The organism is Rathayibacter sp. AY1F4, assembly GCF_002931775.1.
In the GTDB taxonomy this organism is placed as follows: domain Bacteria; phylum Actinomycetota; class Actinomycetes; order Actinomycetales; family Microbacteriaceae; genus Rathayibacter.
The window spans coordinates 52,781-65,408 of the sequence record NZ_PSVE01000021.1 but is presented as its reverse complement, the minus strand read 5'-3'; the positions used below and the strand labels follow the sequence as shown (position 1 = coordinate 65,408).

Genomic DNA, 12,628 nt, shown 5'->3' with positions numbered 1-12,628 from the left:
GTTCTCGGGGGCGGTGCAGGAGGAGCGCTGCGGGACGCTCCTCCCCCGGCCCGTCGCGCGGGGGCGCTCCGGGCCGGGTGGAGAGGGGATCAGCTCGCGAAGGTCCAGGTGAGCGGGAGCGAGGCGGACAGGCCCTGGTAGGCGTTGGTGGCCGACGAGTCGAGGGTCACGGCGATGGAGAAGGGGGTGGAGGTGCCGGGGGTGACCGGGGCGGTGTTGAGGGTCTTGACGGCGGAGCCGGCGAGGGTCGCGGCGGTGCCCGTGAAGACGGTGGTCCCGCCGGAGGTGATCACGACGTTGAGCTTGCCGCAGAAGTCGGTGGCGGAGCCGGAGGCGCCGGCCGCGACGTTGTTGCTCTGCGAGCAGGTGGCGCCGGGGGTCAGCGTGAAGGTGTTGGCGGCGACGGTGCCGGTGTTCTTCAGCGTGATCGCGGTGGTGACGGTCTGGCCGGGGACCATCGTGGTCGATCCGCCGAACTTGTTGATGGTCGCGCAGGTCGCGGTGTTGGTGCTGATCGAGCCGCCGTCGGTGCTGAGGCAGGTGATGGGGCTGGCGCCGGTCGACTTCTCCTCCATGACGAGCGAGCCGGAGGCGGCGGTGTTGCCGGTGTTGGAGATGCTCGCGACGAAGCCGGACAGGGTGCCGGACATCGAGACGGAGAGGAGAGCGGCGGCGGCGATGCTCGTCGCGATGGCGAGGGGGGCGAAGCGGACGCGCTTGGACTTGGCGGTGTGGGTCGACATGGCAGGACTCCTGATCGGGTGGGGCGGGCTGGTGCTGAAGGGGGAGGGTCCGGCTGGTGGTCCGCCGAACTCGATTGACCGCTAAGTTACTTGATGACCAAGATACATTGCAATCGTTCTTTCACCCCCTGTCCGGGTGACAGGCCGGGACTCCCGAGGGCGACCCGTACGATGACCCCAGCCCTACCCCGAGAAGGACGAATGACCACCGAGAGACCGACCCCGCGCGACGTCGACCAGGACGCGCCCGCCGTGCAGCTGCGGCAGTCGCTCCGCCTGCTCGAGAACGCGCAGCGGCACCTCCGCGCGAGCATCGCCGCGGGCGTGGGCGTGGGCATCTCGGAGCTCACCGCGCTCGAGGTGCTCGGCGAGTCGCCCGACCTCACGCCGAAGTGGCTGGGTCTCGAGCTCTCCCTCTCGACGGGCGCCGTGACCGCGCTCCTCGACCGGCTGGCGACCGCCGGCCACGTCGACCGGCTCGCCAACCCGCAGGACCGCCGCAGCGTCCTGCTGCGCCTCACCGCCTCCGGGGAGCAGCTGCTCGCGCAGGTGGACGAGCGCTACGACGAGGTCAGCGCGGAGGTGCTGAAGGCCTCCCCCGGGCTGAACGGCATGGCGGACGACCTGGCGCGTGCCGCCGCGGTCATCACCGCGCACACGATCCGCTGATCCGCGCCAGTCGCTAGGAGTCCAGCGCCCGGGTCAGGGTCCAGACGTTGCGCCCGTCGGAGCGCTCGTGCTCGAACGTGGTCGTCAGCGCCTGGATGAGGGCGAGCCCGCGGCCCGACTCCGCGAAGACGTCCGGCATCTCCCGCGGCCCCGTGCCGATGTCCGGCGGATCGGCCGTGTCGACCAGCTCCGCGTGGATCGCGTCGCCCTCGACGCGCACGACGAGGCGGCAGACGATCGTCGTCGTCGACGTCGCGTGCTGGATGACGTTGTCGACCAGCTCGACCAGCGCCGTCTCGACGGCCATTCGGTCGCGGGCCGGCAGGTCCGGGCACTCGCCCCAGAGCTCGGCGAGCATCTCGTGGACGACCTCGGTGTCGTCCGGGGGCGTGCGGAACCCGACGCTGCGCTCAGTCACGGTACGCGTCGCCGGCCGTGTCGAAGAGGGTGAGCACCCGGTCGAGGTTGGACAGCTGCAGCACCATCACGACCTGCTCGCTGGGCGCTGCGATCCGCAGGTCGCCGCCCGCCTGCCGCGCGGTCTTGAGGGCGCCGACCAGGGCGCCGAGGCCGGAGGAGTCCATGAACGTCACCGCGCTGAGCTCGACGACGATGCGGGGGCTGCCCTCGTCGATCGCCCGGCGGACGGCCGAGCGCAGCTCCGGAGCCGAGGCCGCGTTGAGCCGCCCCTCCCCCCGCAGCACGGCGATGTCGGGGGCGGTCGTCTCGGTCGTGAACGTCATGCGGGGTCCTTCTCGGCGGAGCGGTCGGCGCCCGTGCGGGTCAGCACGAGGGCGGTGATGTCGTCGGACGCGGAGCCGGAGGCGGCGAGCGCCTTCAGCGCCTGCAGGAACGCGGCGGTGTCGGCGGAGTCGCGGGCGAGGTCGACCGCGCGCGCTAGGGACTGCAGCGTCCCGTCGTAGAGGTCGAGGACGCCGTCGGTGAAGGCCAGGAGCGAGTCGCCGACCGCGAGCTCCACGGTCTGGGTGATCCAGCCGCCGTCCTCCGCGATGCCCAGCGGGAGGCCCAGTGCCGCGAGCCGCTGGAACGAGCCGTCGGCGCGGAGGAGGACGGTGAGCCCGTGGCCCGCGTCGACGAAGTCGATCCGGCCGGACGCGGTGTCGAGGCGCCCGTGGAAGAGGGTCGCGAAGGTCTCCGTGGCCGTGAAGTCGTCGTGCAGCTGGGCGCTCACCGCGCTGACGACCGCGTCGGGGTCGCCGCCCAGGCGCGCCCGGAACGCAGAGCGGATCGACGCGGCCACGATCGCCGCCGCCGTCCCCTTGCCCATCACGTCCACGAGGGTCAGGTCGACCGTCTCGTCGTCGCCGCGCCAGCTGTAGAAGTCGCCGGTGATCGTCCACCGCGGCAGCGAGAGCCCCGAGAGCTCGTAGCCGGCGGGGTGGTGGAGGGAGGAGGGAGCCATCTGCGTCTGCATGTCGGCGGCGCGGTCGCGCTCCGCCGTGTCGCGCAGCTCCCGCTCGACCCACTCGCCGAACTCCTCGAGCAGCTGCCGCTCGTCCGGGGTGAGGCTCCGGGGCACGAAGTCGATGAGGCAGAGGGTGCCCAGCTGCAGGTCGCCCTCGACCGACAGCGGCCGCCCGGCGTAGAAGCGGACGTGCGGGTACCCCGCGACGTGCTCGTGCCCGACCCACGCCTCGTCGGCACCGAGGTCCGGCACGACGAAGGTGGTGCGCTTCTCGAGCGTCGCGTCGCAGAAGGTGCCGGCGCGCGGGTAGGCGAGCACGGCGTCCGGACGCTGCGGGGACTTCGTGAACAGCGTGGTGTCGTCGAGGAAGTGGATCTCGGCCACGGGCACGCGGAACAGCTCCTCGGCCATCCGCGTGATCCGGTCGAAGCGCTCCTCCGGAGCCGACCCCATCATCTCGAGCGCCTCGAGCGCCACCAGCCGCGGATCCTGCTCGGCCTCGATCATCCGTGCCCCCTTCCCCCTGCGCGCCGCGCCGGGACTCCCCGGAGCGCACACGCACCTCCGACCGTATCGCCCCGCCTGACGGGTGGGGGACCTTCGGCGCCTCTGTACCCCTCACGGGGTGCAGCTGTCGCGGATCGCGCGGCCGGGAGCATCGTCGACGGCCGATCCCGGCCGTCCTCGCCTCCGTCTCTTGCCGCCGGACGGAGCGGACCCCTACTCTTCACCCGACGCTCCCCCGGCGACCCGCGAGCACCCGAAGCCCGCAGGCTCGTGGGCGTCGCCTCAGGAGCGCCCGTGCCCACCCAGCCGCGTCCCCTCCGCCGATCGCGCGCGGAGACGAACCGACCCTCTCGATCCGACGCGCCCCGGCGCGGGAGCCCGCTCGCTGCGGCGCTCCTGCTCGTGACCGCCCTGATCCTCCCGCTCGCCGCCGCGCCGACCGCGTCCGCCGTCGACTCGGCGGGCGACGAGTACGACGCGATGCGCCTCGGCCTCGTCGCCGATCTGACGGGCACGATCCCGGGCAGCGGGAGCGTCGGCGGCCTCGCCGCGGCGAAGGGCCGCCTCGTCGCCGAGGCCGAGGGCTACTGGTCGACGCTCGAGACGGACGGCGGCGAGCCCTGGCCCGACCTGGTCACGAGCACCTCGGCGGTGGAGGTGTGGGCCGCCTACAAGCGGGTCACCGTCCTCGCGACCGCGCTGAAGACCCCCGGCACCGCCCTCAGCGGCGACCCGGCGCTCCTCCGCGACGTCGTCACGACCGCCGACTGGCTCTCGGCGAACCGCTACAACCGCTCGACCACCGGCACCTCCCGCTGGTGGGAGCAGCAGATCGGCATCCCGCTCGAGCTGAACAGCATCACCGCCCTCCTCTACCCCGACCTCTCGGCGGCGCAGGTGCAGGCCTACCTGTCGGCCTCGACGCGCTTCGCCGACACCGTCACCCGGACCGGCGCCAACCGCGTCTGGACGGCGGCGGTCATCGCCGGGCGGGCGGTGCTGCTGAAGCAGCCGGCGAAGATCGCGGAGGCGGCCGCCGGCATCGACCCGGCGCTGCGGACGGTGGCGTCCGGCGACGGCTTCCACGCCGACGGCTCCTTCGTGCAGCACAGCGTCTTCGCCTACAGCGGCGGGTACGGGCTCTCGATGCTCGACACCCTCGACGACCTGTACGCGCTGCTCGACGGCTCCCGCTGGGAGATCACGAGCCCGGAGGGGCTCGGCGTGTACGACCGGCTCGCCTCCTCCTTCGCCCCCGTCACCTGGTGCGGCGCCGTGATGTCGACGGTCCGGGGCCGCGAGACCGCGCGGGCGGAGTCGGAGGACGGCGATGTCGGCGTCCAGCTGCAGGCGGCGGTGCTGCGCCTCGCCGACAGCGCCCCGCCTGCGGTCCGGACCCGGACGAACTCGCTGGCGAAGAGCTGGCTGGCCTGCAACGCCGGCAGCCCCGTGAGCATCGAGACGGCCGGATCCGTCAGCGACGTCGTGCGCGCGCGGCTCGTCCTCGCCGACACGGGCCTGACCGCGACCCCGATCGGCTCGGGCGTCCGGGCCTTCGCCGGCATGGACCGCTTCACGCGGACCACGGCGACCTCGGGCTTCGCCGTCGGCCTGTCGAGCACGCGGATCGCCCGCTACGAGTCGCTCAACGGCGAGAACCGCAGCGGCTGGTACACCGGCGACGGCGCGACCTCGCTCCACCTGGGCAGCGGGCGCCAGTACGACGACGGCTACTGGGCCACGGCGAACCCGTACCGGATGCCCGGCACCACCGAGGACACGATCGTCCGGAGCGCGGGCGAGGGCGCGTCGTCCCGCCCGACGACGACCTTCACCGGGAGCCTCGAGAGCCCGTCGCGGCGGACGGGGATCGCGGCGCTCGACTTCGACGCGGCGTCGGTGAGCCTGGTCGCGAAGAAGGCCTGGTTCACCTTCGACGACGAGATCCTCGCGCTCGGCTCCGGGATCACGGCGACCGACATGTCCGGGACCGGCTGGGACGGGGCGCGCCGGCGCGCGGAGACGGTGATCGACGACCGCCGCGACGTCGCTCCCGATGCGAGGCTCCGCGTCGACGGCGTCCTCCGCGGTGCGGAGGCGACCGACACGAGCACCGCCCGCTGGGCCTCGATCACCGGCTCCGCGGAGTCGGTGGGCTACGTCTTCCCGTCGCCGATCGCCCTGACCGCGCAGGGACGGACCCGCACCGGAGCCTGGAGCGCCGTGAGCGCCGCCGGTCCGACGGCGCCGGTGACCGGCCACTACTACTCCCTCACGACGAGCCACGGCACGAACCCGACCGGCGCCTCCTACGAGTACACGGTCCTCCCCGGCGCCTCCGAGGCGGCGACCGCCGCGTACGCGGCGGACCCGGACGTGACCGTGCTCAGCAACACACCCCAGCTGAGCGCCGCCCGCGACCGCTCGACCGGCACCGTGAGCGCCGTGTCGTGGAAGGCCGGGACCACGAGCCCCGTCCTCGTCGGAGGCACCCGGGTCGCGAGCATCACCGGCGCCGGACTGGTCTCGATCCGGGAGGACGCGGACACGGTGACCGTCTCGACCGTCGACCCGACGCAGGTCTCGACGAGCGCGCTCACCGTGACGCTCGCGCGGCCGACCGCGGGCACGGTGTCCTCGAGCGCCGCCCTGAGCGTGACGAGCAGGACGAGCACCGCGACGACGATCACGTTCCGGCCGAGCGGGCTGAAGGGAGCGACGGCGTCCATCGTGCTCGCGAAGAGGGCCGCCGCTCCGGCGCCGACGGCCACGCCCACGCCGACCGCGACCCCCGCGCCGACCGCGACCGCCGCGCCGACCTCGACGCCGACCGCCACCGCGACGCCGCTCGCCGCCGTCGGAGCCGGCACCCACCAGAACGGCTCGCCGGCCGTCGCCGTCACGGGCACCTGGTCCACGACCTCCTCCTCCGCGGACAGCGGCGGAGGCGTCTCCTTCTCGTCGACAGGGGGCGCCTCCGCCACCCTCCGCTTCACCGGCACCGGAGTCTCGTGGGTGAGCCGCCGGTCCAGCACGTCCGGGATCGACGAGGTCCGCCTCGACGGCGTCCTCGTGGCCTCGGTCGACCGCTACAGCGCCACCACCCGCTCCGCCCAGACCGTCTGGACCAGCGGGACCCTGCCCGCCGGCACCCACACCGTCACGATCACCCGCGGCAGCACACGGAATCCGGCGGCGACCGGGGGCAACCTGATCCACGACGCCTTCGTCGTGAGGGGCTGACGGCCCGGCTATCACCGGCTGCGGTGCCTGGCCAGGCCTCGCCCCGCGGCGGGAGGGCCCGTAGCGTCGCCCGGACCGATCCCGCCGGGGTCACGACGAGAGGACGCGCCATGAGCAGCACGAGCGACATGATCCGGAGCCACCCCGAGGAGCTGCGCGGCGTCGATCCGGAGGTCCTGGCCGAGTGCATCGACGCGTGCGGCGCCTGCGCGCTCACCTGCACCGCCTGCGCCGACGCGTGCCTGGGCGAGCAGTCGGTCGCCGAGCTGGTCCACTGCATCCGCACCGACCTCGCCTGCGCCGACGTGTGCGCCGCGACCGGCGCCGTGCTCTCGCGCCGCGGCGTCGTCGGATCCGCGGCCGTCCGCGCCCTCGTCGAGGCCTGCCTCCTGGCCTGCCGCGCCTGCGCCGACGACTGCGAGCAGCACGCCGGGATGCACGAGCACTGCAGGATCTGCGCCGAGGCCTGCCGCCGCTGCGAGCAGGCGTGCGAGAGGCTGCTCGCGCAGCTCTGAGCGCGGGCGCCACCGCGGAACGCCTCCCACCGGATTCGACGGGCGGCTGTCAACCGTCCTGCCCTGAGCGTCCGGCGCTCCTACGGTCGGTGGCGAGCACGGCGTCGTCGGGGCTCGGAGCGATCGCAGGCGGTCCTTCCGTCCCCGACGATCCGCAGACGCTCGAGATGGAGGACGACCGTGGCCCAGACCAGCACCGAGCGCGACCGCACCGCGCCCGACCCCGACGACTCCCGCAAGCCCGACGGACCGACCGAGGTCACCAAGCGCTCGTGGGGCTACGTCCTCAAGAAGACGCTCCGCGAGTTCGGCGCCGACCAGTGCACGGACATCGCGGCCGGCCTCACCTACTAAGCCGTGCTCGCCCTCTTCCCGGGCCTGCTCGCGATCGTGTCCATCCTCGGCTTGTTCGGACAGGCCGAGACGACGACCTCGACGGTCCTCGACCTGCTCGGCGGGTTCGTCTCCGCCGACGTCCTCGACACGATCCGCGGCCCCCTGCAGGAGCTCACCTCGGCCCCCGCCGCCGGTCTGGCGTTCGTCACCGGTGTCCTCGGCGCCCTCTGGTCCGCCTCCGGCTACGTCGGCGCGTCGTCTCGGTGCCTGTCCTGGCCGAGGGCGGCGGCCGCGCCTACGCCCACCTGCTGATCGGGCCGGCGAGCCAGCTCTGGTCGGTGCCGCTCGACAGCAGCGAGGTGGAGGAGCCGGACGACGCGGAGGTCATCGCCCACATCGAGCTCGAGACGCGCCGCATGCAGCCGGCCCGTCCCTCGTGGAGCGAGGAGATGACGGACATCCCGCCGCTGGACTTCCTCGAGTACACGGACATCGCCGACCTCGAGGACGCCCGGCGCGACCCGATGGACTAGGCCGCCGCCGGCTCCTCGGTGGAGCGGGAGTCGCTGAGGGACAGCGAGCCGATCGTCGCGATCACGCCGACGAGGACCGCCACGACCAGGAAGGCGACCCGCTCACCCGCGAAGAAGCTCCGGACGAGGTCTGCGCTCCACGCGCCCGCCGGGAGGGTGGTCGCCACCAGTGCGGCGATCAGCGTGCCGACGACGGCCGTGCCGATGCTGGTGCCGATCTCCTGGGCCGTGTCGTTGAGCGCCGCACCGATCGACGTGCGGTTCGCGGGCATCGCCTCGACGAGGGCGACGGCGCAGATGGTCATGATCGTCCGCAGGCCCACCGTCATCACGACCATCATCACGGCGATCGCGAGGTAGCCCCGGTCCACCGCCCAGGACATCCCGAGCAGCGCGCCGACCAGGAGCCCGGTGCCGATCAGGCAGGCCGCGCGGTGCCCCAGCTTCGCGGCGAGGCGCTCGGTGATCGGAGTGGCGGCGAGCATCGTGACGATGACGGGCAGGTTCGCGAGGCCGGCGCGCACCGGGCTCCAGCCGTAGGCGTACTGGAAGTGCAGGATCAGGCCGAACAGGACGCTCGCGAAGGCGACCGAGGCGCCGAGCTGCGTGAGCGCCGCTCCCCGCGCGGGGCCGGCGCGGAAGATCGCGAGGTCGATCATGGGCGAGACGGCGCGGCGCTCGCGGACGACGAATCCCGCGACGGCGGCGACGGTGCCCGCGGCGCAGGCGATCGTGAGGAGCGACAGCCAGCCGTTCTCGACTCCGCTGGTGAGCGTGTAGCAGCCGAGCCCGACCGCGGCGACGGTGAGGGCGGTCCCCGGCAGGTCGAGCCGACCGGAGGTGAGGTCGGCGCGCCGGTCCGCGGGGACTCCGAGGCGCACGCCGATCCAGACCAGCAGCGCGATCGGGGCGTTGACGACGAGCAGCCACTGCCAGCTGACGGTGCTGAGGATCGAGCCGCCGAGGAGGGGGCCGAGGACCATGCCGGACATCCCGACGATCATCACGATCGTGATCGACCGCATGCGGAGCCTCTCGTCGTCGAAGAGCCGGAACACCAGCGACATCGTGACGGGCGCCATGGCGGCCGCGGCGCAGCCGAGCGCCGCGCGGAGGGCGATCAACTGGCCGATGTCGGTGACGAGGACGACGGCGAGGCTGATCAGCCCGAACGCGGCGAGGCCGGTGAGGAGCACGCGGCGGCGGCCGAACCGGTCGGCGGCGGACCCGGCTGTCAGCAGCAGCCCGCCGAAGGTCAGGGAGTAGGCACCGGTCACCCACTGCAGTCCGGCGGTCGAGCCGTCGAGTGAGCGTCCGATCGTCGGGAGGGCGATCGAGAGCAGCGTGTTGTCGACCATCTCGACGAAGAACGCGAGGCAGAGCGCGGCGAGCGGGAGTGCCGCGGAGCGGAGGGAGGTGTGAGCGCGGGACTCGGCGGAGGTGGTCGTCGGAGCGGACATCGAGGCGCCTTCCTATCGAACGCCGTTCGACTCTCGTACGGCGTTCGATAGTATGGAACGCCGTTCGGTAAGATGCAAGCCATGCCTGCAGATCGCCCGACGGAGACCGCTGCCGCGCCCTCCCCCGCCCGGGGCCGCCGCCGAGCGTCGCACTCGCTCGACACCGTGCTGGCCGAGGCGATCGCGATCCTCGACGAGTCCGGGGAGTCGGCCCTCACGTTCCGCGCGCTCGCGGCCCGACTCGGCGGCGGCGTGGCGAGCATCTACTGGTACGTCGGCAGCCGCGACGAGCTGCTGGAGCGGGCGACCGACGAGATCATGGGTCGGGTCCTCGCCGACAGCGAGCCGCTCATCCACGGGCCGGACCCGATCGACAACGTCCGCGCCGTCGCACTGGCCCTCTTCGACGAGTGCGTCCGCCGACCCTGGTTCGGCCTCTACATGCTCCGCACGACCGGGGTGCAGCCCAACTCGATGGCGATGTACGAGCGCCTCGGGCAGCAGCTCATGGCTCTCGACCTGACGCCCCGGCAGCGGTTCCACGCCGTGTCGTCCATCGTCAGCTACGTCGTCGGAGTCGCGGCCGACCTGGCGCAGCCGCCGCCCCGCGAGTTCCTCGAGAGCGGGATGGAGAGGGGCGAGTTCCTCGAGCACCTGGCCGACCGCTGGCGCGCCCTCGATCCGGAGGAGTTCCCCTTCGGCCACCACGCGGCCGACGTCATGGCGACGCACGACGACCTCGACGTGTTCCGCTCCGGCCTCGACCTGCTGCTGGCCGGGCTCCGGCTGCAGGCGGGGCGGGGCTGAGCCGGCTCCGCCGCCCCTACCGCTCGTCCAGGGAGTCAGGACCGCCCGACGACCGGCGCACTACGAGCTCCGGCTGGAAGCGCACCTGACGCGGCTCCCGCTCGAGGAGGAGCTCGACGGCCGTCGCGCCGAGGAGCGCGCTCGGCTGCCGGACACTCGAGAGCGGCACGACCGTGGCGGTCGCGAAGGCGATGTCGTCGTAGCCGATGAGGGCGATGTCCTCGGGGACGCGGACCCGGCCGAGGAGCACGAGCGCCTGCAGGACCCCCACCGCGAGCAGGTCGTTGGCGCAGAAGACCGCGTCCGGGCGATCCTCCGCGTCCCGCTCGGCGAGAGCCCGGCCGGCTTCTCTGCCCGCCAGGACCGAGAGCGCGTCGGTGGGGATCTCCTCGAGGACCGCGCCCTCGACGGCGGCGACGGCCGCGCGTGCACCGGCCAGGCGGTCGGCGACCTGCCGGATCGACTCCGGACCCCCGATCACGGCGAGGCGGCGGCGACCGAGACCGAGGAGGTGCTCCGCGGCGAGGCGCCCCCCTGCGACGTCGTCGACCGAGACCGAGGAGACGGCGGGGTCGTCCGATTCGCTGTCGACCAGGACGCAGGGGATGCCGTGCGATCGGAGACGGGCGAGCCGCGTCGGGTTCTCACCCTGCGGCGAGAGGAGGACACCGGTCACCCGCTGCTCCTCGAAGAGGTCGAGGTAGGCGCCCTCGCGTTCCGCGTCGCCGTCGGTGCTCGCCAGCAGGACGGCGAGACCGGCCTCCGCAGCCCGTGCCTGGGCGCCCCGGGCGAGCTCGGCGAAGAAGGGGTTCCCCCCGTCGAGGACGATGAGGCCGACGCTGCGGCTGCGGCCGGCGCGGAGCTGGCGGGCGGCGTCGTTGCGCACGAAGCCGAGCTCGGTGATCGCGTCCTGCACCCGGCGGACGGTGTCGGCGTTCACGCTCGATCGCCCGTTGAGGACGTTCGACACGGTGCCGACGGCGACGCCCGCGCGGGCGGCGACGTCCCGGATGCTCACGGCCACAGCGGATCCGCCTCCTGTCGGGTCGGGTCCGACGCTCGGAGCCCCGGGCCCGAGGGTAGGCCATCCCCTCCCCGCCCGGACCGCCGGAGGCCGAGTTCTTTGACACCGGGTGGACGGGGCGACTAGGGTCGCTGCCGAGCGATGAAACGATTCATCCATCGCCTTCCGCCACCGCCGTCTCGAAGGATCCGCCCGTGACCGACCTCTCCCCCGATCTCCTCAGCCGGCTCGAGCAGCAGGCGATCGAGCTGCCCTCGTGGGCCTTCGGCAACGCCGGCACCCGCTTCAAGGTCTTCACCACTCCGGGGACCCCGCGCACCATCGAGGAGAAGATCTCGGACGCGGCGACCGTTCACGAGCTCACCGGACTCGCGCCGACCGTGGCGCTGCACATCCCCTGGGACGAGGTCGACGACTACTCCGCGCTCGGCGCCTTCGCCGCCTCGAAGGGCGTCGCGCTGGGCACGATCAACTCCAACACGTTCCAGGACGACGACTACAAGTTCGGCTCGCTGACGCACTCCGACCCGGTGATCCGCCAGAAGGCGATCGACCACCACCTCGCCTGCATCGACGTCATGGACGCGACCGGATCGCGCGACCTCAAGATCTGGCTCGCCGACGGCTCCAACTACCCCGGTCAGCAGGACATCCGCGGTCGCCAGGATCGCCTCGCCGACTCCCTCGCCGCGGTATACGAGCGCCTCGGCGCCGATCAGCGGATGGTCCTCGAGTACAAGTTCTTCGAGCCCGCGTTCTACCACATGGATGTGCCGGACTGGGGCACCTCCTACGCCCACGTCGCCGCGCTCGGCGACCGCGCGCTCGTCTGCCTCGACACCGGCCACCACGCGCCGGGCACGAACATCGAGTTCATCGTCGCGCAGCTGCTGCGCCTCGGGAAGCTCGGCTCCTTCGACTTCAACTCGCGCTTCTACGCGGACGACGACCTGATCGTCGGCGCGGCCGACCCCTTCCAGCTGTTCCGCATCCTCCACGAGGTGGTCCGCGGCGGCGGCTTCGGCCCCGACTCGCCGGTCGCGTTCATGCTCGATCAGTGCCACAACGTCGAGGACAAGATCCCGGGCCAGATCCGCTCCGTGCTCAACGTGCAGGAGATGACGGCGCGCGCGCTGCTCGTCGACCGCGACCAGCTCGAGCAGGCGCAGCTCGCCGGCGACGTGCTCGGTGCGAACGGGATCCTGATGGACGCCTTCTACTCGGACGTCCGCCCCGCGCTGGCCGCCTGGCGCGAGACCCGGGGCCTCCCCGCCGACCCGATGCGCGCCTACGCCGACTCGGGCCGCGCTCAGCAGCTCGCCGAGGAGCGCATCGGCGGCACCCAGAGCTCCTGGGGCGCCTGAC

General features: G+C 73.0%; 14 protein-coding genes. 8 read left to right on the top strand and 6 right to left on the bottom strand.

Translation table 11 applies throughout. The features are described 5' to 3' along the window. Window positions 1-89: 89 nt before the first annotated feature. Window positions 90-743 carry a hypothetical protein gene (locus C5C59_RS13210; RefSeq protein WP_104234050.1) on the bottom strand — a complete coding sequence of 218 codons (654 nt, stop codon included), beginning with the start codon at window positions 741-743 and terminating at the stop codon, window positions 90-92. 201 nt (window positions 744-944) lie between these two features. Between C5C59_RS13210 and C5C59_RS13205 the strand changes: the two genes are divergently transcribed. Beyond that, entirely contained in the window at window positions 945-1,412 is a 468-nt protein-coding gene (locus tag C5C59_RS13205; RefSeq protein WP_104224277.1) for a MarR family transcriptional regulator, read from the top strand. A gap of 13 nt (window positions 1,413-1,425) precedes the next feature. Here C5C59_RS13205 and C5C59_RS13200 read toward each other — a convergent pair whose 3' ends face one another. From C5C59_RS13200 to C5C59_RS13190, 3 genes are read right to left on the bottom strand one after another with little or no spacing between them, the layout of a single operon-like run. Further along, window positions 1,426-1,830, bottom strand: coding sequence for an ATP-binding protein (locus C5C59_RS13200; RefSeq protein ID WP_104239604.1), 405 nt, complete (start codon window positions 1,828-1,830; stop codon window positions 1,426-1,428). Further along, window positions 1,823-2,155, bottom strand: a complete 333-nt coding sequence (locus tag C5C59_RS13195) for an STAS domain-containing protein (protein WP_104227127.1) — start codon at window positions 2,153-2,155, stop codon at window positions 1,823-1,825. Before C5C59_RS13195 ends, C5C59_RS13200 begins: the two co-directional genes overlap by 8 nt. Continuing rightward, a complete protein-coding gene (locus C5C59_RS13190) occupies window positions 2,152-3,345 on the bottom strand; it encodes a PP2C family protein-serine/threonine phosphatase (RefSeq protein WP_104239605.1) in 1,194 nt (397 codons plus the stop codon). The genes C5C59_RS13195 and C5C59_RS13190 overlap by 4 nt, the downstream gene beginning before the upstream one ends. A gap of 402 nt (window positions 3,346-3,747) precedes the next feature. Between C5C59_RS13190 and C5C59_RS13185 the strand changes: the two genes are divergently transcribed. The 5 genes from C5C59_RS13185 (at window position 3,748) to C5C59_RS13170 (ending at window position 7,972) form a co-directional block, all read left to right on the top strand. Then, window positions 3,748-6,588, top strand: coding sequence for a polysaccharide lyase 8 family protein (locus C5C59_RS13185; protein WP_146082903.1), 2,841 nt, complete (start codon window positions 3,748-3,750; stop codon window positions 6,586-6,588). A gap of 110 nt (window positions 6,589-6,698) precedes the next feature. Continuing rightward, entirely contained in the window at window positions 6,699-7,103 is a 405-nt protein-coding gene (locus C5C59_RS13180) for a four-helix bundle copper-binding protein (protein ID WP_104239607.1), read from the top strand. 180 nt (window positions 7,104-7,283) lie between these two features. Continuing rightward, the gene (locus C5C59_RS17615) at window positions 7,284-7,457 is read left to right on the top strand and encodes a hypothetical protein (protein ID WP_258062779.1); all 174 of its coding nucleotides are present in this window, start codon (window positions 7,284-7,286) and stop codon (window positions 7,455-7,457) included. Between the two features lie 3 nt (window positions 7,458-7,460). Further along, on the top strand, window positions 7,461-7,751 hold the full coding sequence (locus tag C5C59_RS17610; RefSeq protein ID WP_258062778.1) for a YihY/virulence factor BrkB family protein: 291 nt from the start codon (window positions 7,461-7,463) through the stop codon (window positions 7,749-7,751). After that, the gene (locus C5C59_RS13170; RefSeq protein WP_104239608.1) at window positions 7,703-7,972 is read left to right on the top strand and encodes a hypothetical protein; all 270 of its coding nucleotides are present in this window, start codon (window positions 7,703-7,705) and stop codon (window positions 7,970-7,972) included. Before C5C59_RS17610 ends, C5C59_RS13170 begins: the two co-directional genes overlap by 49 nt. Here the strand turns inward: C5C59_RS13170 and C5C59_RS13165 are convergent. Beyond that, entirely contained in the window at window positions 7,969-9,432 is a 1,464-nt protein-coding gene (locus C5C59_RS13165) for an MFS transporter (protein ID WP_104251289.1), read from the bottom strand. The genes C5C59_RS13170 and C5C59_RS13165 overlap by 4 nt on opposite strands. An 81-nt stretch (window positions 9,433-9,513) precedes the next feature. On the opposite strand from C5C59_RS13165, the gene C5C59_RS13160 reads away from it, so the two are divergent. Further along, on the top strand, window positions 9,514-10,239 hold the full coding sequence (locus C5C59_RS13160; RefSeq protein ID WP_219812506.1) for a TetR/AcrR family transcriptional regulator: 726 nt from the start codon (window positions 9,514-9,516) through the stop codon (window positions 10,237-10,239). A 16-nt stretch (window positions 10,240-10,255) separates the two neighbouring features. On the opposite strand, the gene C5C59_RS13155 is transcribed toward C5C59_RS13160, so the two are convergent. Continuing rightward, window positions 10,256-11,263: a LacI family DNA-binding transcriptional regulator gene (locus C5C59_RS13155; RefSeq protein ID WP_104239617.1), complete on the bottom strand. Its 1,008-nt coding sequence runs from the start codon at window positions 11,261-11,263 to the stop codon at window positions 10,256-10,258. 194 nt (window positions 11,264-11,457) lie between these two features. Here C5C59_RS13155 and rhaI point away from each other — a divergent pair, with 194 nt between their 5' ends. Next, on the top strand, window positions 11,458-12,627 hold the full coding sequence (rhaI, locus tag C5C59_RS13150) for an L-rhamnose isomerase (RefSeq protein WP_104239616.1): 1,170 nt from the start codon (window positions 11,458-11,460) through the stop codon (window positions 12,625-12,627). Window position 12,628: the final 1 nt, after the last annotated feature.

Bases quoted from the DNA above. Each gene is read 5' to 3' on its own strand.
- C5C59_RS13180 (WP_104239607.1), top strand. From the start codon at position 6,699: ATGAGCAGCACGAGCGACATGATCCGGAGCCACCCCGAGGAGCTGCGC.
- C5C59_RS13165 (WP_104251289.1), bottom strand. From the start codon at position 9,432: ATGTCCGCTCCGACGACCACCTCCGCCGAGTCCCGCGCTCACACCTCC.
- C5C59_RS13160 (WP_219812506.1), top strand. From the start codon at position 9,514: ATGCCTGCAGATCGCCCGACGGAGACCGCTGCCGCGCCCTCCCCCGCC.
- C5C59_RS13210 (WP_104234050.1), bottom strand. From the start codon at position 743: ATGTCGACCCACACCGCCAAGTCCAAGCGCGTCCGCTTCGCCCCCCTC.
- C5C59_RS13205 (WP_104224277.1), top strand. From the start codon at position 945: ATGACCACCGAGAGACCGACCCCGCGCGACGTCGACCAGGACGCGCCC.
- C5C59_RS13190 (WP_104239605.1), bottom strand. From the start codon at position 3,345: ATGATCGAGGCCGAGCAGGATCCGCGGCTGGTGGCGCTCGAGGCGCTC.
- C5C59_RS13195 (WP_104227127.1), bottom strand. From the start codon at position 2,155: ATGACGTTCACGACCGAGACGACCGCCCCCGACATCGCCGTGCTGCGG.